Origin of the sequence: Streptomyces sp. NPDC020996, from assembly GCF_040641355.1 — a bacterium.
Lineage (GTDB): Bacteria > Actinomycetota > Actinomycetes > Streptomycetales > Streptomycetaceae > Streptomyces.
Window position 1 is genome coordinate 81,762 of sequence record NZ_JBFADM010000020.1, and the last position, 26,740, is coordinate 108,501.

17 protein-coding genes are annotated in these 26,740 nt (G+C 75.0%); 4 read left to right on the forward strand and 13 right to left on the reverse strand.

The genetic code is table 11. The features are described 5' to 3' along the window. The first annotated feature begins 777 nt into the window (after positions 1 to 777). From ettA to AB0G63_RS16900, 3 genes are read left to right on the forward strand one after another with little or no spacing between them, the layout of a single operon-like run. Positions 778 to 2,442, forward strand: a complete 1,665-nt coding sequence (gene ettA / locus AB0G63_RS16890) for an energy-dependent translational throttle protein EttA (RefSeq protein WP_324783927.1) — start codon at positions 778 to 780, stop codon at positions 2,440 to 2,442. A 6-nt stretch (positions 2,443 to 2,448) separates the two neighbouring features. Beyond that, positions 2,449 to 2,865: a thioesterase family protein gene (locus AB0G63_RS16895; protein ID WP_360750532.1), complete on the forward strand. Its 417-nt coding sequence runs from the start codon at positions 2,449 to 2,451 to the stop codon at positions 2,863 to 2,865. Continuing rightward, complete coding sequence (locus tag AB0G63_RS16900; RefSeq protein ID WP_360750534.1) at positions 2,862 to 3,533, forward strand: hypothetical protein; 672 nt, start codon at positions 2,862 to 2,864, stop codon at positions 3,531 to 3,533. The genes AB0G63_RS16895 and AB0G63_RS16900 overlap by 4 nt, the downstream gene beginning before the upstream one ends. 98 nt (positions 3,534 to 3,631) lie before the next feature. Here AB0G63_RS16900 and AB0G63_RS16905 read toward each other — a convergent pair whose 3' ends face one another. The 4 genes from AB0G63_RS16905 to AB0G63_RS16920 all read right to left on the reverse strand — a co-directional run bounded on the left by AB0G63_RS16905 (position 3,632) and on the right by AB0G63_RS16920 (position 11,702). Next, positions 3,632 to 4,597: an ABC transporter ATP-binding protein gene (locus AB0G63_RS16905; protein WP_360750536.1), complete on the reverse strand. Its 966-nt coding sequence runs from the start codon at positions 4,595 to 4,597 to the stop codon at positions 3,632 to 3,634. Positions 4,598 to 4,736: 139 nt separating this feature from the next. Then, the gene (locus AB0G63_RS16910) at positions 4,737 to 7,484 is read right to left on the reverse strand and encodes an FtsX-like permease family protein (RefSeq protein WP_360750583.1); all 2,748 of its coding nucleotides are present in this window, start codon (positions 7,482 to 7,484) and stop codon (positions 4,737 to 4,739) included. Between the two features lie 319 nt (positions 7,485 to 7,803). Continuing rightward, positions 7,804 to 11,100: an FtsX-like permease family protein gene (locus AB0G63_RS16915; protein WP_360750538.1), complete on the reverse strand. Its 3,297-nt coding sequence runs from the start codon at positions 11,098 to 11,100 to the stop codon at positions 7,804 to 7,806. A 197-nt stretch (positions 11,101 to 11,297) separates the two neighbouring features. After that, a complete protein-coding gene (locus AB0G63_RS16920) occupies positions 11,298 to 11,702 on the reverse strand; it encodes a globin (RefSeq protein WP_360750540.1) in 405 nt (134 codons plus the stop codon). A 134-nt stretch (positions 11,703 to 11,836) separates the two neighbouring features. On the opposite strand from AB0G63_RS16920, the gene AB0G63_RS16925 reads away from it, so the two are divergent. Next, the gene (locus AB0G63_RS16925; protein WP_360750542.1) at positions 11,837 to 12,823 is read left to right on the forward strand and encodes a methyltransferase domain-containing protein; all 987 of its coding nucleotides are present in this window, start codon (positions 11,837 to 11,839) and stop codon (positions 12,821 to 12,823) included. A gap of 59 nt (positions 12,824 to 12,882) precedes the next feature. On the opposite strand, the gene AB0G63_RS16930 is transcribed toward AB0G63_RS16925, so the two are convergent. The 9 genes from AB0G63_RS16930 to AB0G63_RS16970 form a co-directional block, all read right to left on the reverse strand. Further along, complete coding sequence (locus AB0G63_RS16930; RefSeq protein WP_360750544.1) at positions 12,883 to 14,424, reverse strand: FHA domain-containing protein; 1,542 nt, start codon at positions 14,422 to 14,424, stop codon at positions 12,883 to 12,885. 58 nt (positions 14,425 to 14,482) lie between these two features. Beyond that, positions 14,483 to 15,838 carry a VWA domain-containing protein gene (locus AB0G63_RS16935; RefSeq protein WP_360750546.1) on the reverse strand — a complete coding sequence of 452 codons (1,356 nt, stop codon included), beginning with the start codon at positions 15,836 to 15,838 and terminating at the stop codon, positions 14,483 to 14,485. Between the two features lie 100 nt (positions 15,839 to 15,938). Continuing rightward, complete coding sequence (locus tag AB0G63_RS16940) at positions 15,939 to 17,456, reverse strand: protein phosphatase 2C domain-containing protein (protein ID WP_360750548.1); 1,518 nt, start codon at positions 17,454 to 17,456, stop codon at positions 15,939 to 15,941. 3 nt (positions 17,457 to 17,459) lie between these two features. Next, positions 17,460 to 19,985 (reverse strand): tetratricopeptide repeat protein, encoded by a 2,526-nt coding sequence (locus AB0G63_RS16945; protein WP_360750550.1) that lies wholly within the window; start codon positions 19,983 to 19,985, stop codon positions 17,460 to 17,462. A gap of 22 nt (positions 19,986 to 20,007) precedes the next feature. Further along, complete coding sequence (locus AB0G63_RS16950; RefSeq protein WP_360750552.1) at positions 20,008 to 21,342, reverse strand: hypothetical protein; 1,335 nt, start codon at positions 21,340 to 21,342, stop codon at positions 20,008 to 20,010. A 127-nt stretch (positions 21,343 to 21,469) separates the two neighbouring features. Then, the gene (locus AB0G63_RS16955; protein WP_360750553.1) at positions 21,470 to 22,510 is read right to left on the reverse strand and encodes a glutamate ABC transporter substrate-binding protein; all 1,041 of its coding nucleotides are present in this window, start codon (positions 22,508 to 22,510) and stop codon (positions 21,470 to 21,472) included. Between the two features lie 32 nt (positions 22,511 to 22,542). Continuing rightward, positions 22,543 to 24,003, reverse strand: a complete 1,461-nt coding sequence (locus AB0G63_RS16960; protein ID WP_360750555.1) for a hypothetical protein — start codon at positions 24,001 to 24,003, stop codon at positions 22,543 to 22,545. 357 nt (positions 24,004 to 24,360) lie between these two features. Then, positions 24,361 to 25,308, reverse strand: a complete 948-nt coding sequence (locus tag AB0G63_RS16965; RefSeq protein WP_360750557.1) for an SDR family oxidoreductase — start codon at positions 25,306 to 25,308, stop codon at positions 24,361 to 24,363. A 312-nt stretch (positions 25,309 to 25,620) separates the two neighbouring features. Then, positions 25,621 to 26,721, reverse strand: a complete 1,101-nt coding sequence (locus AB0G63_RS16970; RefSeq protein WP_360750559.1) for a mechanosensitive ion channel family protein — start codon at positions 26,719 to 26,721, stop codon at positions 25,621 to 25,623. Between the last annotated feature and the right edge of the window lie 19 nt (positions 26,722 to 26,740).

Genomic DNA, 26,740 nt, shown 5'->3' on the forward strand with positions numbered 1-26,740 from the left:
GGATTGCAGAGCACGCCAAGGGTCGCCGCCGCGGAAGAACTGCACGCCCAGGAACAACCATCTTCAGCAGCATCGCGAAACCCCGACGTCCGGGGCTCGCATCGTCGGGCCGGAGTGCTGGGTGCAGCCTCAGGAGGTGTGTGGCCGATCTCGGTCTGCCACGGCAGCGGCGTGTCGAACTCGGTTCCGATGGGCACCACGGCGGTCGGCGTGACGGCTGCGGCGTGTTCGTCGTAGCTGTCGGATTTCGGCCGGTTCTCGGCGAGGTGCGTGGGCTTGCGCAGCGCGGTGTCCGCAACTGCTTCGCAGCAGCAGCCGCGCCTTTCTGTGGCCCCGCTCGATGTGCGCCAGGAGGGGGATTTGTCCGTGGCCGACGCTGCATCGCTCGGTGGCAGTTCAGCGGGCGGGGCGGGTGCTGGACGGTGAGGCGCCGCGACTCCTGTCCGCCGGCCGGCGCGGCGGCCCTTCGCGGCCGGCGTGCCCGGTCGTGGCTGTCGGTGGCTGTGGTGCACGCGGCCCGTGTCGGTGGCGGCCTGTGTCGGCCAACGGCCGTTCCTGGTGATCACCTCTGGGCCGTTCCTGGGCCGTTCCCGGGCCGTGCGAGGGTGGTCGAGGCCACCCGACGACGACGGGCAGCGACCCCCGCGCTACCGCCGTCGGGGGCAAACCACCAGGTCACAGCCCCCCGGCCAGACGCGTTTCCCCCCAGGGGTGGCGGTCAGGCAAGATGGGGTGTATCTGCCCACTGCCAGATTTCAAGCTGCCGGACGGTTTCTCTTGGCTGAGTTCATTTACACCATGCGCAAGGCGCGCAAAGCGCACGGCGACAAGGTGATCCTCGACGACGTCACCCTGAACTTCCTGCCGGGTGCCAAGATCGGCGTCGTCGGTCCGAACGGTGCCGGCAAGTCGACCGTGCTGAAGATCATGGCGGGCCTGGAGCAGCCCTCCAACGGCGACGCGTTCCTGTCGCCCGGCTACAGCGTCGGCATCCTGCTCCAGGAGCCCCCGCTGAACGACGAGAAGACCGTCCTGGAGAACGTCCAGGAGGGTGTCGCCGAGATCAAGGGCAAGCTCGACCGGTTCAACGAGATCGCCGAGCTGATGGCGACCGACTACTCGGACGCCCTGCTCGACGAGATGGGCAAGCTCCAGGAGGAACTCGACCACGCCAACGCCTGGGACCTCGACGCCCAGCTGGAGCAGGCCATGGACGCCCTGGGCTGCCCGCCCGGCGACTGGCCCGTGGTCAACCTCTCCGGTGGCGAGAAGCGCCGGGTGGCGCTCTGCAAGCTTCTGCTGGAGGCTCCCGACCTGCTGCTCCTCGACGAGCCCACCAACCACCTCGACGCCGAATCGGTGAACTGGCTGGAGCAGCACCTCGCCAAGTACGAGGGCACCGTCGTCGCCGTCACCCACGACCGGTACTTCCTGGACAACGTCGCCGGGTGGATCTGCGAGGTCGACCGCGGCCGCCTGCACGGCTACGAGGGCAACTACTCCAAGTACCTGGAGACCAAGGCCGCCCGCCTCAAGGTCGAGGGCCAGAAGGACGCCAAGCGGCAGAAGCGGCTCAAGGAAGAGCTGGAGTGGGTGCGCTCCAACGCCAAGGGACGGCAGGCGAAGTCCAAGGCGCGTCTGGCCCGCTACGAGGAGATGGCCGCCGAGGCCGAGAAGATGCGGAAGCTGGACTTCGAGGAGATCCAGATCCCGCCGGGGCCGCGGCTGGGCAACGTCGTCGTCGAGGTCGAACACCTCAGGAAGGCCTTCGGTGAGAAGGTCCTCATCGACGACCTCTCCTTCACGCTGCCGCGCAACGGCATCGTCGGCATCATCGGGCCGAACGGCGCGGGCAAGACCACGCTGTTCAAGATGATCCAGGGGCTGGAGAAGCCCGACTCCGGTTCGATCAAGGTCGGCGACACCGTCAAGATCTCCTACGTCGACCAGAGCCGCGAGAACATCGACCCCAAGAAGACGCTGTGGGCCGTCGTCAGCGACGAGCTGGACTACATCAACGTCGGCCAGGTCGAGATGCCCTCGCGGGCCTACGTCTCCGCCTTCGGTTTCAAGGGCCCGGACCAGCAGAAGCCGGCCGGTGTGCTCTCCGGCGGTGAGCGCAACCGCCTGAACCTGGCGCTCACCCTCAAGCAGGGCGGCAACCTGCTGCTCCTCGACGAGCCGACCAACGACCTCGACGTCGAGACGCTCTCCAGCCTGGAGAACGCCCTGCTGGAGTTCCCGGGCTGCGCCGTGGTCGTCTCCCACGACCGCTGGTTCCTGGACCGCGTCGCCACCCACATCCTCGCCTACGAGGGCGAGTCCAAGTGGTTCTGGTTCGAGGGCAACTTCGAGTCGTACGAGAAGAACAAGATCGAGCGGCTCGGGCCGGACGCCGCGCGTCCGCACCGCGCCACCTACAAGAAGCTGACCCGGGGCTGATCGATCTTGCGGCACATCTACCGCTGCCCGCTGCGCTGGGCGGACATGGACGCGTACGGGCACGTCAACAACGTGGTCTTCCTGCGCTACCTGGAGGAAGCCCGTATCGACTTCCTGTTCCGCCCGGACAAGGAGTTCCAGCAGGGGTCCGTGGTGGCGCGCCATGAGATCGACTACAAGCGGCAGCTCGTCCACCGGCACGCGCCCGTGGACATCGAGCTGTGGGTCACGGAGATCCGGGCGGCGTCCTTCACCATCGCCTACGAGGTGAAGGACGACGACGTCCTCTACGTCCGCGCCTCGACGGTGATCGTGCCGTTCGACTTCGAGGCGCAGCGGCCCCGCCGGATCACCGCGGAGGAGCGGGAGTTCCTGGCGGAGTACCGGGATGACGACGACGAGGAGGAGGCCGTCGCCGCATGACGGTGCTCCACCTCGCGGACGAGGGGGAGGCGGCGGATCTCGCGGCCTTCCTCTCCCGGCTGCTCCACTACGACCGCGGAGCGGCGGTACGCATCCAGGCGGCGGGCACCGCGCTCGCCGTCTTCGGACGGCCGCCGTCCTTCGAGGTGCTGGCGATCCGCGCGGTGCGGCTCGCCAAGCCGTACGAGGACGGGCCGGCCGCTGCGCTGGACGTGACCGTGTCGGCCGGTGAACTGCTCGAGTCCGTCGACGAGCCGGCGTCCACGGCCGTCGTGCCGGCCGCGGTCACCGGGCCGCCGTGGGCGGGTGTGCTGCCGCCGCGCGGAGGGTGGCGGCCCGAGCCCGGTCTTCCGGCGCCGGACGCACTGCGCGCGGCGGTCGGCGCGGCGGTCGCCGAGTTCCGCTCCCGCACCGAGGAGTTGGCGCCGCAGCAGCGGACGCGGGCCGAAGTGGACCGCATCGGGCGGGAGATCTGGTCCCGCACGATCGGCGGCACGGGGCTGCCGGTGCGGGTGGTGCACGCGGCCCAGTCGCTCGGTTTCCTGCGCCCCGAGGGGGACGACCCGGCGCTGTTCACGTCGGGCGCCTGGCTGAGGCTGCGCACGCCGTACGGGTCGGTCGCCGTGCGGCGGGCGGGACGTGAGGCGCTGGGCGTCAGCGTCCGCTGACGACTGCGTCCGCTGACGACTGCATCTGCTGACTGCGTCCGCTGACTGCGTCCGCTGACTGCGTCCGCTGACTGCGTCCGCTGACGACGGGCGAGCCGTCAGCCCTGCTCGCCGCTGTCGTCCGGGCGGACGGCGATGTGGTCGCTCTCCAGTTCCAGGGCCACCCGGTCCCGCATGCCGAGGGCCTCGGTGTACTCGGCCGGGAGCTGGAGGCGGCCGGCCCGGTCGAGCATGGCGTACTCGCGGGCGACCACCGTCTCGTGACCGGTCGCCGCGTCGACCTCGCTGCGGCGCAGCACCTCCGTGGAGGTGCGGCCGTCCCGGATGGCGACCGTGCGGCGCACCTCCGTGGCGACCGCCTGGTCGTGGGTGACGATGACGACGGTGGTGCCGAGGCGCTCGTTCGCGGTGCGGAAGGCGGCGAAGACCTGTTCCGCGGTGTGGGAGTCGAGTTCGCCGGTGGGCTCGTCGGCGAGCAGGACCGCGGGGCCGTTGGCGAGGGCGACGGCGATGGCCACGCGCTGCTGCTGGCCGCCGGACATCTGGTGCGGGCGGCGGTCGCGGCAGTCGGCCACCTGTAGCAACTCCAGCAATTCCAGGGCGCGTTCGGCGTGGGCGCGGCGGGCCCCGCGGCCGCGGGCGCCGGACAGTTGCAGCGGTAGGGCGACGTTCTGGGCGGCGGTGAGGTAGGGCAGGAGGTTGCGGGAGGTCTGCTGCCAGACGAAGCCGACGGTGCCGCGGCGGTAGGCCAGACGGTCCCTGGCGGTCATGGTGAGCAGGTCGTGCCCGGCGACGCGGGCGGCGCCGGCGGTGGGGGTGTCCAGGCCGGCGAGGATGTTCATGAGGGTGGACTTGCCGCTGCCGGACGCGCCCACCAGCGCCATCAACTCGCCCTCGCGGACCAGCAGGTCGAGGCCCTGGAGCGCCTGCACCTCCACTCCGTCCGCGCTGAAGATACGGACCAGGCGGTCGCAGGTGATCAGCGCGTCGTGGCCGTAGGCCGGGCGGTCCCGGCGCGCGGCGGCGCGGTCGGCCAGGTCGGCGAGGGTGGGGTTCGTCGTCATCGGGCTGCCTCCTCGACCGGCGCTCCGACGGGGGCCGGGTGGGTCGTCGGGCGGGTCACGCCCGTGGTCCGGGTGGGCGCTTCGACGGGGGGTGTTCCGTCCGTGGTCGGGGTGGGTGCTCCGAGGGGGGCCGGGCGGGTCATCGGGTGTCTCCCGCGCGGAGTTCCGTGATCGATCCCCGGCGTCCCGTCCACCATGCCTGCACCACCGCGACGGCCACCGTCACCGCCAGGATCGCCAGCGCGGGCACCGCCAGCGACATCGCGTCCGTGCGCAACTCGGTGCGGCCCGTGGCGGTTTCGGCGGAGGCGAGGGCGATCGTCGTCAGGTCGACGCCGGGCGACAGCAGCCGGATCGCCGCCCAGCCGGTCAACGCCCCGCCCGCCGCGGCCGGCAGCGCCTGCGGCAGCGACTCCAGGACCAGCAGACGGCGGCCCTGCGCACGGGTCAGCCCCATCGTGCGCAGCCGGGCCAGCAGGGCGGCCCGTTCGGGGGCGGCACGCAGCAGGGACAGCAGCAGGGCCAGGACGGCGTAGCCCGCGCCGGCGGCCACGGCGGCGGTGTAGACGCGCTCGGCGCCGGACTGCAGGGGCGAGTCGACGTACCCGGCGCGCTCCTCCGCCCGCACCTGCACGGCCCCGGCGCCGCCCGCCGTCCGGCGCAGCGCGCCCGCGTCGAGCCGGCCGCCGGTCAGCAGCAGCACGTTGGGACGGGCGGCCTCGCGGCTCAGCCCGGCGCGGTCGACGACCAGGAAGTCCGCGCCGGTCACCGCGGGCGTGCGGGCCCGGACCAGGGCGACGCGGACGGCGACCGTGCTGCCGTCCTCCAGCCGCACCGGGAACGGCCGGGTGCCGTACGTGCGGGCCACCTGCGGGGAGGCCAGCGCCGGAAGCGCCCCGCCGCCCGCCGGACGCCTCAGCCGGCCCGCGTCGAACGCCCCGAGCCGGGTCCGGTCCGCCAACTCGGCGTAGGCGCGCGGGTTCACGCCCGCCAGCGGCACCGACTGCCTGCCGTCCTCCGGCTTGGCCTGGTACGCGAGGCTCACCTCGGCCAGCCCTCGCACGCCGGGCGACCGGCGCACCCGCTCGGGCAGCCCCGACGGCAGCGGGGCGGTCGCCTCGACGCGGGCGTCGGCGCCGACGGCGAGCAGCGCCGCGTGATCGCGGGCCTCGCGCACGCCCGCCAGGACGGAACCGCCGAACGCCGCCGTGGTCAGCGCCGCCAGCAGCGCCAGCAGGGGCAGCACCGCGGAGGCGGAGGCGCGGCCCGCGCGGGCCAGCGACAGGACACCCAGCAACCCCCGCAGCCGGGCCGCCGGGCGGGCCAGCGCGCGCAGGGGCAGCGGGTGCAGGCGGGCCAGCAGCAGGGCCGCGGCGACGCCGATCAGCACCGGGGCCGGCGCGCCGAGCTGGTCACCGGCCGCGCCTCGCCTGCGCAGGGTCTCGACCGCGCCCAGCGCCACGGCCAGCACGGTGAGCTCCGCGACCGTACGGCGCCGGGACGGGCGTACCGCCGTCACGTCCTGTCTGCCGCCGTGGACCCGGACCGTCCGGTGCGCGAGTGCGGCCCGCAGCGGGAACGCGGTGCAGGCGGCCACCGTCACCGCGGCCGCCGCGGTGAGGGCGGGCAGCGGGCGGCCGCCGGGGAGGGCGAGGAGCGCGACCGCCACGCCCACCGCTCCCGCGGGCAGCGCGACGACCGCGGTCTCGGCGAGCAGGCGTCCCGTCACGCCGGGCAGGGAGCCGCCGCGGGCGCGCAGCAGGGTGAGTTCGGCGCGGCGGCGGTCGGCGGTCAGAGCGCCGGCCATCAGCAGGACGACGGCGGCGACCGTGCCGGTGCCGAAGGCGGCCACGGCGACGAGCGGCCGGACGCCCGCGCGCAGCCGCGTGAAGCGGCCGAGCACCTCGTCGAGGTCGGTCTCGGCGTCGGTGGCCGGGTCGGTCGCCGCGCGCACCGCGCGCAGGTCCGGGCCGGACTCCAGGGAGGCGATCGCCGACCGCAGCCTGTCCGCGTCGTGGGAGTGGAGGTCACCGGTGGCGGGCGCCAGCTGCCAGTAGCGCCAGGGGTCCCCGGCCGTCCCCAGCATCGCCGGGGCCGCCTCGGGGGCCAGCAGCAGGGCGCCCAGCCAGTACTTGTCGGCGTCCGCGCCCCCGCCCGGCACCCGGACCAGGCTGGGGCTGCGCAGCAGGGGCTGGGTCGCCCAGTAGCCGCCGTCCGGGTCGCGCGGGGCGATGACGCCGGTGACGCGGACGGCGAGCGGGGCGCGTTCCACGGCGGGCAGGTGGATCACCGCACCGGGCTCGATGCGCAGCTTCTTCGCGGTCTCGGCGGTGACGGCGGCCTCCACCGCGGGCGTGGCGGCGGTCACCCGCGCGCCGGCCCGGGGCAGACGGCCGGAACGGACCGTCGCGTGCCCGGCCAGACCGTGCTGCGCGGCGAGCACGAACTGGGCGGGCAGCCCGGTCGGCCGGGGCAGCCACGGGTCCGGCGCCGGCAGCGGGCGGGCGGTGCGCACCCCGTACGTCGACTGCCCGGGGTCCGTGACGAGCGGCCGCCGGACCGCGGTGCGGACGCGCGCGTACTGCCGGCCGAGCGGGCCGGGACGCAGCGCCTCCTCCCGCCGTTCCCGGGGCAGGCGCAGGTCCGGCTGCGGGGCGGACAGGCGCAGGGCGGTGCTGTCGGGGCGCGCCTGCGTGACTGCCCGGCGCAGCCCGGCGTCCTCGTACCGGTCGACCGCCGACGGGAAGGCGGCCGCCAGACACGCGGTCAGCGCCACCAGCAGCGCCAGCGCGCACGCGGCGGCGGGCGCGGCGCGCAGCCGGGTACGGATCCACGGCGCCGGGACCGGGACCGGGGCTGGGACCGGGACCGGGGCTGGGACCGAGATCGGGGCCGGGACCTGGGGAGAGGCCGGTGACGGAACCCGCGACGGGGGCGCGCCACCGGCTCCCGTGCTGCCGGCTCGCGTGCTGCCGGCTTCTGGGCTGTCCGGTTCCGTGCTGTCGGCTCGCGTGCCGCCGGCTTCCGGGCTGCCCGCTTCCGTACCGCTGGTTCCCGTGCCGCCGGCTCCTGCACTGCCCGCTCCCGGGCTCCTGGCTTCCGTGCGGCCAGCTCCCGTGCCGCCGGCTCCCGTGCCGCCCGCTCCAGCGCCGCCGGCGTCCGTGCCGTCGCCCTCCGTGCCGTCCGCTTCCCTGCCGGGGCTCATGTCACTCGCCTCCCTGCTCGCGCAGTGACCTCGCCGGGTCCGTCCGGCGCAGTGCCAGCAGGGCGGTGACCAGGAGCGGGGTCACCGCGACGGCCGCGAGCACCAGGGCCAGCCGGGGGAGCGGCAGTTCCACGAGCACCTCCGGCACCGGGCGCGTCGCCTGCGCGGTCAGCACGGTCAGCGGGATCACCGCCCGGGCCAGCACGGTCCCCAGCGCCGCGCCCACCACCAGCGCCAGCGCCGCCAGCACGCCCTGCTCCACGGCGATCATGCGGGCGAGCCGCCGGCGCGGGGCGCCCAGGGCGCGCAGTACGGCGAGTTCGGCGCCCCGCTCCCGCAGCGAGCCCGCCGCGCTCACCGCGAACCCGACCGCGGCCAGCGCCGCCGCCACCGCGGCCGTCGCCGCGAACGCCGCCTCGGGGCCGGCCCCGAACGGGTCGTCGCGCAGGTGTGCCGCCGTCTCGTCCCGCACCACGACCTGACCGGTCTCCAGGTCGGGCAGCGCCCGCAGCCGCGCGGCGACCCGCGCCGACGCGCCCGGGTCGGTGCGCAGCCACCACTCCGTCGGTGTGACGCTCGCCCCGTACCGCTCGGCCAGCACCCGGTTCACGGACCGCAGATCGACCAGCAGCGCCCCGCCGTCCGCGTCGCCGGTCGTCGGCAGCGCGCGCACCGACCGCACGATCCGCACCGGCACGTTCTCGCCGCCGAGCGTCACGTCCACCCGCCCGCCGGCCCGCGCGCCCGCCGAGGCGAGGAAACGGTCGGTCGCGACGGCCCTGACCTCCGCGGCCCGCGCGGGCTGCGCGACCCGCATCCGCACCGTCACCGAGGCGATGACCCAGGTCTCGTCGACCGGGATGTGCCCCGTGTCGTACTCGATGGCCGGCGGCCCCGACGAACTCACCTCCGGGCGCGTCGGGTTGGTGTCGGCCTCCGGGGACGGGAGCTGCCCGTCGCCGCCCGAGTCGGCCGTCCAGGCGGCCGGCAGCGGCAGCCGCCGTACGGTCCCGTCGGCGCTCGTGGCCGTCAGGCGGCCCAGGACCAGGCGGTGCCGTTCGGAGTGACCGACCGGCTGGGACATCACCAGTTGCACGCCGGTGAGCGTCAGCGGGCCCGGCGGGAGGGCGACCCCGAGGGTGTGGGCGCGGCCGTCGGCGGGGAGTTCGCCGGCCGGGACCTGGTACGGGGTGCCGTACCGGTCCTCCAGGGTGAGCGTCGCGTCCGTCGTGGTGCCCTGCTGACGCGAGCTGCGCAGGGTCGCCGTCAGCCGCAGCCGGGCGGCGCGCGCGGGCACCCGGGCACCGGCCGTCGTCCCCTTCGGGCCGAGCCCGGCGAGCAGCGGCCGCACCGGCCGGGACGCCAGGTCCCGGCGCATCAGCACCGCGTCCGCGGCGTGCGCGGTGTCCAGGGCCAGCAGGGCCGCCGTGCGGTCGCCGGACAGCGGCAGCTCGGTACGGACGGCGGGCGCGGCCTCGCGGACGTGCGGGATCGCCGCGTACGTGTCCGTGCGCCCCAGGCCGCCCTCCCCGGCGGCGACGACCCGTACGGGGGCGCCGGCGCCGAAGTCCGCCTGGTCGTCCTGCGAGCGGTCCCAGGAGGCGCCCTGCGCGACGGCCAGCATGCCGAGCGCGACGGCGAGCACCAGCAGCAGCACCGGGCCCGCGCCGCGCGCCGGACGGCGGCTGAGCTGCCAGCCCGCCAGCGCCGCCGTCAGCCCGCGCCCGCCGGCCGCCCGGCGTTCGGCGAGCCGTGCCACCAGCGGCAGCAGCCGCAGCGTCAGCACCGTCCCGGCGAGCAGCGCCAGCGCGGGCGCCGCCACCAGCAGCGGGTCGATGCCCAGGGCGCCCCGGCTCCCCTCGGCCACCGCACCCGAGTCCTGCCGGCCGAGCTGCCAGTACGCGACCCCGGCCACCGCCAGCAGTCCCAGGTCCGCGCCCGCCCGCACCGCCCCGGGCAGCGACCGGGCCCGGCCCGCCCGGAACCCCTCGAAGGTGAGCGCCGGCAGCGTCACCGCCAGCGCGCACCCCAGGGCCACGCCCGCCGCGACCAGCCACACCCCGGGCCGTCCGCCGGGCGGCACGTCCAGGCGCAGCCCGATCCGGGCCAGCGCCCCCTGCCCGGCCAGCAGCCGGGTGAGGGGTCCCGACAGCGGCGGCGCGCACACCACCGCGGGCACCGCCAGGAACAGCGCCTCCACGGCCGCGATGCCCGCGATCCGGGCCCGGGAGCCGCCGCGCGCCCTCAGCAGCCGCGTCTCGCCGGTCCGTTCGGCGCTCAGCAGCCGGGCCACCAGCAGCAGCGCGCAGGCGGCGAGCAGGGCGAGCTGCAGCGCGACGATCAGCAGGGTGGAGCGGGAGACCAGCAGCGAGCGCTCGACACGGTCCAGGACGTCCGGGAGGGAGGTGCCGGCGGCGGTCGTGCCGCTCAGCGCGGGCTGCCCGCGCAGCGCCGCGCTCTCCCTGCGCGCCGCCCGGCGCAACGCGTCGATCCGCCCGGTCGTCACGGAGGAGAAGTCGGCCGACGCCAGCCAGGCCGACGGCCCGCCGCTCACCTTGCCCGCGTGCCCCGCGTGCCCCGCCTTCCCAGCGGTCAGGACGCCGGGGGTGGTGAGCAGGGGGCCGTACGTCGTGAAGCCGACCGTCCGCACGCCCCGGCCGCCGAGGTCGTCCAGCCGCCAGTAGGGGGCGTCGGCCGCCGCCGGACGGTAGACGCCGGTGAGCGTGACGCGCACCTTCGGGCCGCCGAGCCGGTCGGCGAGGGTGAGGCGGGCGCCCGGCCGCAGGCCGAGGGCGCGGGCGGCGGCCTGCGGCAGGGCGGCCTCGACGCCGTCCCCCGGGCGGTCGCGGGGGGCACGGCCCGCGACGATGCGCACCTGCGTGGGGTCCAGGGCCGCGAAGTACGTCAGGTCCGGGTCGCCGGACCGTTCGGCGGGCGGCCGCAGCGAGCGGGGCAGCGCGTACGGCCCGGAACGCAGCAGCGCCCGCATGGTCACCGGCAGCCCGTCGAAGGCGCGCCGCGCGCCCGCCCGGACGGCGTCCTCGGCGGCGGCGCGACGGCCGGCCGGCACGTCGGCCTTGACGATCAGCGCCGAGTCGGCGGCGTTCGAGGGGTCGGCCAGCGAGTGCCGCAGGGCCGCGTCGCCGATCGCGCCCGCGTAGGCGGTCAGGGTCGTCAGGACCGCCGTGGTCAGCAGAACGGTGAGCAGGGCGGCAGCGAGCAGCAGGCGGTGCGCGCGGGCGCGCAGCAGCACGAACCGCGCGGTCGCTCCCCATCCGGTCGCCGCTAATCCGGTCACCCGGCCCCCCGTGGTCGTCCAGACCTCCGGGCGATGCTGTCAGAGGCGGGGGGCGCGGGTAAGCGGTTGTGAGGCGGCCTTGACCGGATTGTGACCGGAATCCGGCGCGATGCGACCGGAATCCGTACGTCCGACCTGCCGGTCGGCCCCCGGTCGGTCCCCGGTCCGTCCCCGGTCGGTCCTCGCTCGGTCCCCGGTCAGTCCGGCGTGTTCACCATCGAGGCCGCCGCGTACGTCAGGTACTTCCACAGCTGCTGCTCGTGCTCCTCGGACAGGCCGAGTTCGTCGAGGGCCGTCCGCATGTGCCGCAGCCAGGCGTCGTGCGCCTCGCGGTCCACGGTGAAGGGGGCGTGCCGCATGCGCAGACGGGGATGGCCGCGGTTCTCGCTGTACGTGGTCGGACCGCCCCAGTACTGGATCAGGAACAGCGTCAGCCGGTCCTCGGCCGGGCCGAGGTCCTCCTCCGGGTACATCGGCCGCAGGACCGGGTCCTCGGCGACTCCCTCGTAGAAGCGGTGCACCAGGCGGCGGAAGGTTTCCTCCCCGCCGACCTGCTCGTAGAAGGTCTGCTCCTGAAGCGTGCCGCGCCGAATCTCATTCACGTCCCCATGGTCGCAGACGGCGCGAGCGAAGACCCAGGCCCTCCGGCCCTCCCGCGCCTGCCCTGTGCCGGTCCCGCGCCCCTCCCGCGCCCGTCTTGTCCGTCGCCGTGCCGGACCGCCCGTAGTGTGGAGGTATGGGCGCGCACGCTCTCGACAGGGGCCTGGAAGACCTCGCCGCCTCCGGCCGGCAGGCGCTGGTGCGGCGGATCGACGCGACCGGGGCCTGGGACGCCGACCCGGTGTGGCGGGAGGCGTTCGCGGCCGTCCCGCGTCATCTGTTCGTGCCGTACTACTACGTCGGCGTCCGGGGCGGCTACGAACGCCGCTGGGGTGAGACCCCCGACCCGGACGCGCGCGAGAACTGGCTGCGCGGCGCCTACGCCGACGCCCCGCTGGCCACCCGGCTGCGCGACGGCGACCTGGTCTCCTCCAGCAGCCAGCCCTCGCTCATGGCGCGGATGCTGGCGGAACTGCGGGTGCGGGACGGCGACCGGGTCCTGGAGATCGGCACCGGAAGCGGCTACAACGCGGCCCTGCTGGCCCACCGGCTCGGCGACGACGGCCTGGTCACCACCATCGACCTCGACCCGGAGATCACGGAGTCGGCGCGGCGGCACCTGGCCGCCGCCGGACACCGTCCGGCCGTCGTCACCGGCGACGGCGCCCGCGGTGTCCCCGAGCGCGCGCCCTTCGACCGGATCGTCGCGACCTGCGCCCTGACGTCCGTGCCGCCCGCCTGGCTCGCCCAGTGCAACCCCGGCGCGCGCATCCTGGCCCCGCTCGCCACCGGCCTGATCGCGCTGACCGTCCACGACGGGGGACACGCCGAGGGGCACTTCCTGCCCACGCCCGCCTACTTCGTGCCGCTGCGCGGCGGGACCGGCTCGCGCCCCGAGCCGGTCGACCTCGACGCGGTGCCCGACCATGCCCGGGGGGACGAGCTGTTCGGCTTCCTGCTGGCGCTGACCCGCGGCAGCCTCGACGCGCAGGAGGCCTACGTCCTGTGGGAGCGCGAGGGACGCCCGCGACGGGAGCGCTACGGCGTCACGGCCGGCGGCGAGCGCGGGTGGGCCTGGCTGGACGACCCGGAGGGGCCGTACGCCTGGCCCCTCCCCGCCTGATCCCCGTCGGACCGCTGACTGATCCCTGCCCGGTTCCTGCCCGGTCCTCGCCCGACGGCTCAGCCGCGCCGGATGGTGATCGTCGTCCACGCGCCGACGTGCACCCGGTCCCCGTCCTGCAGCGGCACCGGCACGAAGGGCTGGATGGGCTCCTCGGAACCGTTGACCGTGGTGCCGTTGGTGGAGTTCTGGTCGACGACCGCCCAGCCGCCGTCCGGCTGCTGCACCAGCACCGCGTGCTGGTGCGAGACGCCCGGGTCCTCCGGCGGCACCGACAGGTCGATGTCGGGGGTGTCGCCGGTGGAGTGGCGCCGGCGGCCGATGGTGACCTGGTTGCCGCTGAGGGTGCGCTGCTGCTCGGGCGAGTACGCGGGCAGGTTGAGCCCCGCGGCCTCGGGCCCCGAGCGCTGCATCATCGCCATGAAGTACTCGCGGTCCGGCCCGATGGTCGCCGTCCAGGCCGCCGGCTGCTGCGGGTACGCGGGGCCGGGCGGGGCCTGGGTCGCGCCGGGCTGCGGATAGCCGTAGCCGCCGCCCGGTCCGCGGCCGCCGGGGCCGCCCTGAGCACCATGGCCGCCCTGAGCACCATGGCCACCCGGAGCACCGCGGCCGCCCTGAGCACCGGGGCCGCCGGGGCCGCCGGGGCCGGACGACGGCGGGGAGATCACCCAGTCGTCGTCACCGGGGCCGAAGGGCGGACCGCCCTGCGGGGACCGTCCCGGCGTCTCCTGCGGGAACGTGGACGGAGCGGGCGCGCCGGACGGCTGGTACCCCTGCGGCGCGCCCCCGGACGCACCGGGGCCACCGTGACCGGCAGGACCGCCGGGGCCACCGTGACCGGCAGGACCGCCGGGGCCACCGTGACCGCCGGGGCCACCGGGACCACCAGGCCCCCCGGGACCGCCGTGACCACCAGGCCCCCCGGGACCACCGAAGCCGCCGGGACCACCGGTGCCGGGAGCGCCGAAGCCGCCGGAGCCTCCAGGACCCCCGGGCCCGCCGGGCCCGCCGGTGCCGGGAGCGCCGAAGCCGCCGGGGCCCGCGGGGCCGCCGGAGCCGCCGGGGCCCGCGGGCGGGGTCGGGCCGGGCGGCGGGACCGGGCGCGAGGGGTCGGGGCCGAAGTTCGAGGGGCCGGACGGCTCGCTGCCGAAGGACGGGATCGGCTCGGCGGGCCGGTTCATCTGCGACGGGCGGGAGCCCTGGTAGTCGAAGGGGTCACCCGCGCCGTACGACGGTCCCGGCGGCTGCTGGTAGCGCGCGGAGGGGCCCGGGCCGGGCGCCGACGGGCGCGGGGCGGCCGGGGTGTAGGAGGTCGCGGTGTTCGTCAGGAAGTTCCACCGGCACTCCTCGCAGAAGGGCGCGCCGCCCTCGCGGGGCGTGCGGCACTGCGGGCACAGCTCCGGCTCGTGGTCCGGCACGGCCGACAGGTGCGGGCGGCCGCCGGGCTGGGTGCCCTGCGGGGGCGGGAAGCCGTAGCCGCCGCCGGGTACGGGCGGGGGTGGCGGGGGAGGGGGCGGGGGCACGGCACCGGCCATGCGGTGACCGCAGACCTCGCACCAGTCGTCGGAACCCGACTGGTGTCCGTTCGGGCAGGTCGGCATGTCGGCGCTTCCCCCTCTCCTTCAGGGTCCTACTACGGTCCTGCTGCGTCGTTTCGGGTCACTTCTTTACACGAACAGTCTTTGTCGACCGGGTTTCGAGAGTCATCTCGTCGGCGTCCTCGACCTTCGTCTTCAGTCGCACAGTACCGGTCGCCGCGTCGACCACGTCCACCACCTTCGCAAGCAGTTTCGCAGTATCCGCGTTTCCGGAGGCGCTGGCGAGTTGGACGGCCCGGCCCAGCTTGGCCGTCGCTCCATCGAAATCACCCGCTTTGCGGAGGTCCAGTCCCTGCTGGATGGCCTGGGCCAGTTCCGCCTGTCCGGTGTAGTGGGCGACCTGCGGGTTGATCGAGGTGGAGGCGGCCATGTCGTCGGTCCACACGGCCCGTACCAGGCCCTGGGCGCCCAGGTTCCGCGCGCCGCCGTCCCTTCTCTCGCCCTCCGGGATCACCAGCGAGACGCGGGCGGCCAGCATCTCCTGGCCGATGTGGGCGGCCGGGACCTCGACGCAGATGTGGTAGTCGCGGGACTCGTCGCCCCAGGAGCCGGTGGGGTAGTCCCCGGCGCGCGGTCCCGCCTCGGTGCGGCGGTCGGTCAACTCCTCGACGGTGGGCGCCACTTGCTTGACGAACTTGATGGTGGTGCCCACCGGCGTCCACAGCCTGAGGGCGACGTCCGCGACCTCCTTGCCCATGGCCTTCTCCATCATCTGTGTGAAGTCGGAGGCCAGGGCGGCCGGGTCGGCGACGATGTCGGCGGTGCCGAGCAGGGCGGAGGCGACCCCTGTGACTTCTTTCACTTCCCAGTCGGTGCCCACCCCGCGGGCGTCGCAGGTGAAGCGGCCGGCGCAGGCGTCCAGGGATGCCTTGAGGTCCTCGGCCGACTCGTGCTCGTTGCGGCCGTCGGTGAGCAGGATGCCGTGGCGGATGGCGACGTCCGCGGAGGACAGCAGCCGGTCGGCGAGGCGCAGCCAGGTGCCGATGGCGGTGCCGCCGCCCGCGCTCAGCTTGCGCAGTGCCTGCTTGGCCTGGGCGCGGGTGGTGGCGTCGGCGACCGCGAGGCGGCCGCCGCCCGGGTAGACCTCCTTGGCGACGTGCGTGCCGCCGATCACCGCGAAGTGCACGCCGTCGCGCAGGGTGTCGACGGCGGCGGCCGTCGCGTCCCGCGCGTTGCGCATCTTGGTCGCCGGATAGTCCATCGACCCCGAACAGTCGACCATGATCGCCACGGCCGCGGAGGGGCCCTGCCCCGGCGCGTAGAGGTGGGGCGCCGCGACCGCGCTGCCGATCGTGCCGCCGCCGGCGGCGGTCACCGTGACGATCGCGTTGACCTCGCGACCGCCTTCCGGGAGGTACTCGTTCTGGTACACGTCCACCGAGAACTGCGGCACGCTCGCCTTCGAGATATTGGCCATACCTGCTCAAATCCCCCTTGAACGGCCCACGTCCGCGCGGGCCCACGACGATGTGCGGACCGGTCCCCTCCGGTCCGCCGAGGCCTCCCCGTCATCGGCCTCAGGCCGATCCTGCCCCCTGACGCACCGCGGGGAACGGCACGACGGCCACTGTTACGTTGTCGTGGCCCCCACCGTCCAGGGCGTGACCGACCAGTACCTGGGCGCAGTGCAGCGGGCGGACGGCGGCGTCGGGCGGGACGATCCGCGCCATCTCCTCGGCCGCCTCCGCGTAGTTCCACAGCCCGTCGGTGCACACCACCACCACACCCGGACGGTCCGGCTTGAAGGAAGCGGTGTGCGGCTCCAGTTCGTAGGCGTCCGCGCCGAGCCAGCCGGTGATCGCGTGGGCGCGCTCGTCGGCGTACGCCTCCGCCTCGTTCATCAGGCCCGCGGCGACCATCTGCGCCGCCCACGAGTCGTCCTCGGTGAGCCGGGCCGGCGGCGAGCTGCGGTCCACCGGAACCCAGTAGGCGCGGCTGTCGCCGACCCAGCCGACGACCAGCAGACCGGACGTGACGACCGCGCCGACCAGCGTGCAGGCGGGCGCGTTCTGGTGCGGGGAGTGCTCGCGGGCGGTGGCGGGCTCGGCGGCCAGCGAGTTGACGGCACGTGAGGCGGCGACGATCGCGTCGTGCATGGCCTGCTGCGGGTGCGTGCCGCGCGGCAGGGCGCCCAGCAGTGCCTGGCTGCCGGCCCGGGAGGCGGCGAGGGAGGCGTCGTCGGGGCGGGTCGCCGACGACACGCCGTCGCACACGACGGCCAGGGACGCGGGGGTGCCGTCGGGCAGCGTGGTGTGGCCGACGGCGAACGCGTCCTCGTTGCGGTGGTGGCGCAGGCCGCGGTCGCTGACCGCGGCGACCGGGCCGCACTCCTGCTCCATGTGATCGCGCTCGCGCGGCTGCGCGTGCCCGCAGTTCTCGCAGTAGCCGTCGCTGTCGACGCGGCCCGCGCGGCAGGCCACGCACACCTTGGTCTCCTCGGCGGGCGCCGCGAGGTCGGCCAGCCGCGGGTCCGGCGCCTGCAGCGGGTACTCGTCGGGCTCCGGCGGCCGGTCGAAGCGCACCCCGGTGGCCGGCCCCGCGGGCGCCCCGGCGGGCGGCGCCGCAGGCGCTGCGGCAGGCGGTGGCACGGGCGCTCCGGCGGGCTGTGGCACCGGCGGCCCGGCGGGCGGCGACGTGGGCGCCCCGGCGGGCGGTGGCACGGGCGCTGCGGCGGGCGGCGCCTGCGGCGGCAGCGGGGCGCCGCCGCCCGCGGGCGTGGCGTGCGGCTCGCCCGGCCGGTCCACCGCCGCCGGGGCGCCGGAGCCGTCCGGACGGGGCGTGACCGGCGCCGCGGGCGTGCCGGGCGAGGCCGGCGTGCCGGGCGCCGTCGGCGTGGCGGGCCGGACCGCGCCGCCGGCGCGGTCGGCCGGGGGCGGGACCAGCCCGCTCAGCGTGATCGTCGGGTGGTCGTCCGGCCGCGGAGGTACGGCGGACAGGTCGTATCCGCACGCACCGCAGAAGCGATCACCCGACTCGAGCGGTTCCTCACAGCTCGGGCACTTCGACAGAGCGGCCTGCTGGGGCATCTGCGACATCAACTACACCCATGTCCGGGGGCGGTAACGGTTGGCACGTTCCACCAGGTCGATCCTCTCCTCGCCGCCCCGCGCCAGCCGGGCCAGCGTGCGGTACGAACGCTCCAGGCCGAAGCGCAGTCCCCGCTCGTCCAGCTCGCTGCCGAGCAGCACGCGGCGGCCGTCCGGCGCGGAACCCTGGCCACCGGAGAGTACCCAGTCCAGCGCGCAACCGAGGACCTCCGCCGACAACTGCTCCCGGCGCGCCGGATCCAGACCGTACGCGTCCAGCGCCTCGACCTGGTCCGCGGCGGCCAGCAGGTCGTCCAGGAACGGGGCGTCCAGGGCCGTCGCCGTACGCCCGCGCAGCCGCGCCCGCACCGCGGCCACCCGTGCGGCCGTGTAGTGGATGGAGCTCTCCGGAACCGACTCCAGCGTCCGTACGGCGCCGCGCCGGTCGCCGCTCGCGAGCTGCACGCGGGCCAGGCCGAAGGCGGCGCTCACATGACTGGGGTCCGCCGACCACACCAGGCGGTAGTACTCGGCGGCGTTGTCCAGCTGGCCGAGCACCTCCGCGCACAGCCCGAGGGCCAGCTTGGGGGCGATCTCGCCGGGGAAGGCGTCGTAGACCGCGTCGAAGGCGAGCGCGGCGCCCTCCTGGTCGCCGGTGACCATCGAGGCCACGCCCCGGTACCAGACCACCCGCCAGTCGTCGGGCCGCTCCTCCTCCAGGGTCCCCAGGGACACCAGCGCCGCGTCGAAGTCGCCGTTCTCCAGCCACGCCCGGATCCGCCGCAGCCGCGTCTCGACCGACTGTGTCGGAGCCGCCGCGAGCGCCCCGAGCAACTCGGCCGGCGCGGTGGTCATCAGGCCCGCGAGGAACCCGGCGTTGGGGTCGGCGGGGTCGACGCGGGGCACGGGGAGGGCCAGCGCCGCGGCGCGGGTGTCGACGGGCTTGACGAGACCGGCGCCGCCGCCCGCCGGGACGGGCAGCGGGGACGGCTGTGACCCTCCCGGCTGCTTCCCCCGCCCGGCCGCCCGCGCCCCCAGCCGGGACACCTCGCCGTCCAGCCTCGGGAACAACTCCGCGTCCGTGACTCTGACTTCGGGCCCGAACAGGGTGGACAGGGCGGGGCGGGCCCGGCCCGTCTGCAGCGACACCACCTCGCGCAGCACGCCCGTCAGCTGCTCGCCCATCTCCTGCGCGGAGGCGAACCGGCGGGCCGGGTCGGGGTCGGTGGCGCGGACCAGCAGCCGGTAGAACGACTCGTACCGGCGGAAGACCTCGATGTTGTCGGGGTCGGGCAGGGAGTCCACGAAGACGTTCGTGTAGCCCTGGAAGTCGAAGGTCATCACGGCCAGCGTGCGCGCGACGGTGTACAGGTCGCTCGCCACCGACGGGCCGACCTCCGCGACCTCCGGCGCCTGGTAGCCCACCGTTCCGTAGATGGCCGACTCCTCGTCGTCCATGCGGCGCACCGCGCCCATGTCGATGAGCTTGAGCTGGTCCTCGGTCTGGATGGCGTTGTCGACCTTGAAGTCGCAGTACAGCAGGTTGCGGCTGTGCAGGTGGCCGAGCGCCTCCAGGGCCTCGATGCCGTACGCGCACGCCTGCTCCACCGGCAGCGGATCCCGCCTGCCGTCCGGGGTGCGGCGCTCGTTGGCGATCTCCTTCAGCGACTTGCCGCCGACGTACTCCATGACGATGTAGCCGTCGAGCGAGCCGGTGCGCTGGTCGAGGTGCTCCACGAAGTTGTAGATCCGCACGATGTTGGCGTGCTCGATCTCGGCGAGGAAACGCCGCTCGGAGATCGCCGCCGCCATCGCGTCCTGGTCGCCGGTGTCCAGCAGGCCCTTCAGCACCACCCACCGGTCGGACACCGCGCGGTCCACGGCGAGGTAGATCCAGCCGAGGCCGCCGTGCGCGAGGCAGCCCACCACCTCGTACTGGCCGCGTACGACGTCGCCGGCCCTCAGCTTCGGCACGAACGAGTACGGCTGCCCGCACTTGGTGCAGAAGCCCTCCGTACGGCCCGGCCGGTCGCCGCGCGCCCGGCCCACCGGCGCCCCGCAGTCGGAGCGCGAGCAGAACCGCTTGCGCTCGGGCACCTCCGGGTTCTCCAGCACCATCACCCGCGGGTCGGGCCGGGGCACGTCCGGCACCCGCACCAGTCCGGCGCCCAGCCGGTTCCGCCCGCTGCTGCCGGTGGAGGAGCCGGAGCTGCGCACCGACACCGAACGGCTCGTGGAGCGGCCCGACAGCGAGCGCGACAGCCGCCCCGACACCGAGCGGCGGGACTTCGACGACTGCGACGACGTACGGGAGCTGCCGCGGGTGCCGGAGCGCGCGCTGCCGCTGCCCGACGAGCCCTTGCCGCCGCCGGCGACCCCGGTCGGCGGCGAGCCCACCGAGCCCCGCCCGGAGGAGGGACCCCCGGCGGAGACGACCGGCGCCAGGCCGCAGGTGTCGCAGTACAGTTCGCCGCCGCCCACGTCCTCGTACGTTCCGCCGCAGCCGGGTCGCTGGCAGGTCCGCTGTGCCTGACTCATGACGCCGTACCCCCCTCGTCGCTCATGCTCCGGGCCCCCGGCGGTCCTCGGGGGCGCCCTGCTCCGGCACCCGCGGTCCGCTGCCCAGCGCCTCCGCGACCGCCTGCTGGTAGCGCAGCACGGCCTGTCCGGCCACGCGCAGGTCGCAGGGCGCGCTCCACAGCATGCGCCGCGCCGCGTCGTACCGCTCGACGAGCAGCGGATCCTCCGCCAGGCCGTGCCGGGCGGCCTTCGCCTTGTACGCGTCGAGGCGGCCGCGCAGCTCCGCGCGGACCGCGAGCGGCGCGGTGACCGCGGTGAGCGACTCGCGGGCGCGCAGCAGTTCGTCCTCGGCCCGCTGCTCCAGGGACTCCAGCAGCGGCGAGAGCCGGTGCCACTGGGCGTGCCTGCGGTACTCGGCGGCCGTCGCCAGCTGCTCCTGCAGCACGGTCGGCGGGCCGCTGACCACCGGCACCTCCGTCGCGGCGATCTTGGCGAGGACCTCACCGCGCGCGGTGCGCGCCTCGGCGAGCGTGCGGTCCGCGCGGCTGAGCAGGTCCCGCAGCTTCACCAGCCGCGCCTCCGCGTCCTGCCGGACGGTGAGCACGGCGTCGATCTCGCGGCGCACGTCCTCCAGGGCGCGCGCCTCACGGTCGTACACCGTGGTGTCCGGCCGGCCGCCGCCCGGCGCCGAACTGCCCTGTGCCGGGATCCAGTAGGCGAGCGGGTCGGACACCACCTGCTCGCGCAGGGACGTCAGGGTGCGCGTGATGCGCTCCAGGTCGTCGCCCGCCGGATGCTCACCGGGACGCACGCCGACGGAGTGCGCGAGCTGCCGGGTGCGCTGGAGCTCCGCGGCCAGCAGATCTATGCGGGCGGGCAGCGCCGACCACACCGCGTCGGCGGCGACGACCATGTCCAGGCTCGTCGCGTACAGCTCGTTCATCCGGTCCACCAGCGCGCTCAGCGAGAACCGCTCGCTGAGCCTGCTCGCGCCGCCGGTCAGCGTCGGCGCGTTCGCGGTGGCCGGGGCGGAGCCGGCGACCGTGACGGACTCGCCGCGCAGCAGTTCCGTCAGCTCCACCAGGTCCTCGCGGCTGGACCAGCGGCGGCGGGCGCGGATCTCACGGGCGGTGCGCAGCGCGCCGGTGTAGGCGTCGAAGCAGGCCCACAGCAGCGTGATCGACGCCTCCGTGGTCTGCCAGCGTTCCTTGGTGACGCCGGTGAGCTCGGCGCCTTCGAGGAGTCTGCGGCCCGCGTGGTCCTGCAGGGCGAGGAGCGAGGTCTCGATCGCCTCGTGCTCCGCGCCGAGCCGCGCCAGCGCACGGTCCACCTCGTCCCGGTCCATCACCGGCCCGGCGGGGTCCGTGACGCCCATCGATCACCTCTCGCTGCTGTTGTCGTGTCCGGTCGTTCGTTCCGTGTCTGCCCGCGTGCGTGTCTGCCTACGTGTCCGTGGTGCCGGTGTGTTCGTGTGCCGGTCCGGCCGTCCGTCCGGTGGCCGGTCACTTGTAGTGGGCGGCGGGAGGCGTCGCGGACACCGACTTCTTGTCCTTCTGGTCCATCGTGGGGTGCAGCCACTTGTCGTACGACGCCTGCCAGCCCGCGGGGTCCTTGATGTAGTTCTGCAGCGTCCGGTTGACCTGGCGTACCAGATCCTCCGAGCCCCGCTTCATCGCCACCCCGTAGTACTCGTTCGTGAACAGACCGCCCTTGAGTTCGACCGTCGGGTCCTGCGCGGCCTGGCTGGCGGCGAGGGCGCCGTCCGTCACCACCGCGTCGACCTCGCCGAGCTGGAGCTTCACCAGGCAGTCGAGCTGGTTGGGGACGACGGTCGTGATGTCGGTGGAGGCGGGGAGGGCGCCGCTGTCGTGGTCCTTCCGCAGCCGTTCCAGCGCCGTGGAGGTCGCCGCCGAGCAGACCTTCTTGCCGGCGAGGCTCTTGTCGTAGCCGGTGACGGTCGAGGCCTTGGGCGCGAGGACCTGCTGGCCGGTCCTGAAGTAGGGCGCGGAGAAGGCGACGTCCTTGAGGCGGTCGCAGTTGATCGTCATGGTGCGCACCACCATGTCGACCTCGCCGTTCTGGACGGCCTCGATACGGCGGCTGGTGGGGATGGCCTTGAACGTGACCGCGTCCTCGTCGCCGAGGATGTCCTTGGCGATCCGGTGGACGAGGTCGATGTCGAAGCCCTCCAGCTCGCCCTTCTCGTTGTTGGGGTCGAGGTAACCCCAGCGGTAGCTGTTCTGGTCGACGCCGACGACGAGGCGCCCCCGCGTCCTGATGGCGTCGACGTGGATCGTGGAGCCGCCGCCGGACGGGGACAGGCTCTGGTCCTGCGGGTCCTTGCAGTCCTCGGCCCTGGCCTGGCGGCCCCGGGCCAGGCCCTGGCCCGCGCCCTCGGCGCCGTCGTCCGCGCCGTCCGACTGGGTCAGGGGCAGCAGCAGCGCGAAGAGCACGGCGAGGGCGCACACGGCCGCCATCGCACCCACCCCGCCCCAGCCCCGCAGACCGGCCCGCAGACGCCGCGCCACACGTGCCGCGCTCATTCTCACGCCCCCTTCCCTCCGCATGCTGCCCGTCACCGGTACTCCGAAAGCCGGCGGCCGATGCCGGTCACCGCGCCGGCCGCGCCGAGGACGGCCAGGACCGCGGCCCCGACCGGAAGCCCGGTCAGCGCGTCCCGGCCGTCGCCCGCGGCCTGCTTGAACTCGGCCTGCTCGTGCCTGAGCGCCGTCTTCAGGGCGGCGTCGACGCTGTCGAAGCACACGCTCGTGGGGTCCTTGCCGACGCCGATGACCTTGTCGCGGGCCTGCTGGTACTCGCCCTTGTCGCTCAGGCCCTGGGCGACGCCGTGCCGGTCCTTCCACGCCTTCATGTAGCTGCCCGCGTCGGCCACCGGCTTGCGGCCCGCCGAGTCGTCGGCGAGGCCGGCGGCCGCGGTGAGCGCCGCGCCGAGCCTGCCGATCTGGTCGTCGTAGCCCCAGGCGTAGACGTCCGTGGTCTTGCCGCCGAGGTTCTTGGTGTCCGCGCCGCGGCGGATCAGGGCGAGGTTCTCGTCGCTGCGGGCGGTCAGGGAGGCGATGCGGGCGTCGTGCAGGACGTCCAGGGAGCGCACGCCGTGGTCGTAGGAGTCGTTCAGGCCGGAGCGGGCGACGACGTGGCCGACGACCAGCCAGAGCAGGACCACCACGGAGGCGGCGGAGGCGGTGACCAGACCGTGGTTCAGCACCCGGTTGGTGCGCCGGTAGTTGCGGTGCTGGGCCCAGGCCAGCGCCCCCAGGGCGACGACGCCGAGGCCGATCGCGGCCCACGGGAACTCCTTGGCGTCCGCGTAGTCGGAACGCAGCCGCTGGTTCTCGCGCTGGTACAGGCGCTCGGCCTTCGGCAGCATCTCGTGCTGCATCTGCTCGTTCGCCGCGCGCAGGTAGGCCCCGCCCACCGGGTAGCCCTGCCGGTTGTTGGCGCGGGCCGTCTCGACCAGGCCCTTGTACTCCGGCAGCAGTTCGCTGAGCTGCTTGATGGTCCTCGCCGACTCGGACCCCGGGTCGGAGCTGGCCGCGGCGGTGACCAGTTTCGCCGCGGCGGTGCGGATGTCGTCCTCGTAGCGCTTGCGCATCTCCGGCTTCTCCTGACGGCCCGCCAGGTAGCCGCTGGCCGCCGCCGTGTTGGCGTCGGCGAGGGAGCGGTAGATGTCGGCCGCGTCGGAGCTGAGGGGCTGGCTGCTGGTGAGCACGTCGTCGGCGGCCGCCGCGCGATCGGTCATCTGCCAGGCGGTGACCGATCCGAACGCGACGACGAGCAGGGCGAGGACGGCGCCGATGATGCGCAGCCGGCCCGGCTCCGTCATCGCGGCGGCGCGCAGCCGGTCGGCGCCTTCGGCGAACGCGGTACGGCGCGGCTGCGGGGACGCCCCCGCGGGCGTGGGGACCGTGGGCCGCAGCGGCGGCGCCGGGGGCGCCGGGGGCGCGGGAACTGCGGGCGCGGGCCCGGGTGGCGCCGTGCTGCTCTCCGGCGGTTGTGTCACGTTGACCTCCCCCATGGTCATCCTTCGCCGCCAGTATCGCCGCCGTGACCGGCATCCGCACCGGCCTGCGCCGGATCTTGATCGGATCGCAGCGCGGACGGATCGCGGCGCGGTCGGCGGACCACCGGCGCACGGCGCGGTGCCCCGCACCACCCCTGCCCATGAATACGCCGACGGAATCTGATCGGTTCCCGCCTCGATCTCCGTATGTACGCCCTTCCGCGCCTCGGGAGATGAGGGACGCGGCCCTCGGGGAGATCAGGGAGGCGTGGGGGAGGCGCGACCGGTGGCGGGTCTGGTGGCGGGTCTGGTGGAGACCGCCCCCGGGCGACGCGGTGGTTGTCCGGGGGCGGCCGGTCGGACGCCGGGTCGTCAGGTTCCGGGTCCCCGCAGTCGGCCGGCGGCCGGCAGGCGTCCCCAGAGGCCGGGCCGGTCCAGTCCGAGCACCCGCAACCGGAAGCGGTCGAGCAGGGGGTTGGGCAGGGTGCGGGCCAGCAGGATGAGCAGCGCGGCGTGCGCGCCCACGGAGCGGCGGGTGGCCGGACGGGGCGCGGTCAGCGCGCGGTGCACGGCCGCCGCGACCACGTCCGGCGGCGACCCGGCGCGTTCGTGGGCCACGGCCTTGGCGGCCATGGCGCGGAAGGCGTCCGCGTACAGCCGGCGGCCGTCGGGGCCCATCCGGTCGACGACGGCGTCGGTCTCGGCCTCGAACTTGTCGACCGACGGCGTGTCGATGGACCCCGGGTCGATGAGCACGACGGGGATGCCGGAGGCGCGCAGTTCCAGACGGAGGGCGTCGTTGAGCGACCGTACGGCGTGCTTGGAGGCGCACAGCGGACCGCCGAACGGCATGGTGATCCAGCCGCCCGCCGACCCGATGGTGACGATGCGGCCGCGGCCGGCGCGGATCAGCGGCAGGAAGGCCTGGGTGACGGCGACCAGACCGAAGACGTTCACCTCGAACTGCCGCCGCAGTTCGCTCAGCGGGAGGGACTCGACGGGGCCCGCGACGCCGATCCCGGCGTTGTTGACCAGTCCCGCCAGGCCCTCGGGGCCCAGGGCGGCGGCGAGTTCGGTCGCGGCGGACCGGATCTGTTCCTGGTCGCACACGTCCAGCCGCAGCGGGGTGATACGGCCGCCCGGACCGGCGGCGGCCAGGTCCTTGCCGTCTGACTCGCGCCGCACCCCCGCGAAGACGCGGAACCCCGCGTCCGCGAGGCGCAGGACGCTCGCGCGGCCGATGCCGGTCGACGCCCCGGTCACCACGACCGCGCCGGGCGGCGCGGTCCCGCGGCGTAAGTTCGCATCTGATGGCTGCATGACGTTCCTCCCAGGACGGCGCCGACCCGAATTCATCGGGACGTGAAAATGCTGGGCCCAGTGCCGGAGGGAAGTCAACAGCGGGGGGCCGGGGGTGGCCTGTTCCGCTGCGGTCACACGCCCCCCTCCCGTCGCACGCCGGCCCCCGGCGCCAGGGCGGCGCCGGGGGCCGGGAGGGACGAGTCGGACGGGCGGACGGACGGGCGGACGGGCGGACGGAGGCGCCGCGGTTCACTCGAACGGGTGAGCCGCGAAGTCGGGAAGGTTCACTCGAACGAGCGTGCCGACGTGCGCAGAACCGCGCCCCTGCATCTACTTCCCGGGTGCCGTCGACCGCTGCTGAGCGATCGGCGTGGCCGCCGCCACCTGCGGAGAGTCCGGGTTGGCGAACACCGACGGCGCCGCGACCGTCGCCGTCGGGTCCGGGACCTCCTCCTCCGCCGGGGCCGTCGCACCGCCCACGATGCGGATGTCGGCGGCGTCGAAGGCCCGCTTGACGCGCCAGCGCAGCTCGCGCTCGACGGTGAGGGCCTTGCCGGGCATGGTCTTGGCCGTCAGGCGGATCACCATGGAGTCCAGGAGCACGCTGTCCAGGCCGAGCACCTCCACCGGGCCCCACAGCAGCTCGTTCCAGGGCTCCTCCGCGCTCATCTTCTGGGCGACCTCGTCCAGGGTGGCCTTCAGCCGGTCCAGGTCCTCGTCCGACTTGACGGTCACGTCGACGCCGGCCGTCGCCCAGCCCTGGGAGAGGTTGCCGATGCGCTTGACCTCGCCGTTGCGGACGTACCAGATCTCGCCGCCCGCGCCGCGCAGCTTGGTCACGCGCAGGCCGACCTCGATCACCTCGCCGACGGCCACGCCCGCGTCGATCGTGTCGCCGACGCCGTACTGGTCCTCCAGGATCATGAAGACGCCGGAGAGGAAGTCGGTGACCAGGTTGCGGGCGCCGAAACCGATGGCCACACCGGCGACGCCGGCCGAGGCCAGCAGTGGCGCCAGGTTGATCTGGAACGTGGCCAGGATCATCAGCGCCGCGGTGCCCAGGATCAGGAAGCTCGCCACCGAGCGCAGCACCGAACCGATGGCCTGGGAGCGCTGGCGGCGCCGCTCGGCGTTGACCAGCAGCCCGCCGAGCGCGGTGCCGTCCACCGACTCCACGGTCCGGGTCATGCGGTCGATCAGCTTGGTGAGCGCCCGCCGCACCACGATTCGCAGCACCGTGGCGATGATCAGGATCAGCAGCACTCTGAGGCCGATGGCCAGCCATGTCGACCAGTTCTGCTCGACCCAGCTGGCGGCGTTCGTCGCGCTCTCCTGGGCGTCCTGGAGCGAGGGGACCGTCACCGTCGGCGACTCCGAGGGAGCCGGGGACGGCGTGGGGCCGGTGGCCAGTAGGACGGCGGGCAGGGACACGGCAGGTACCTCCAGGTGC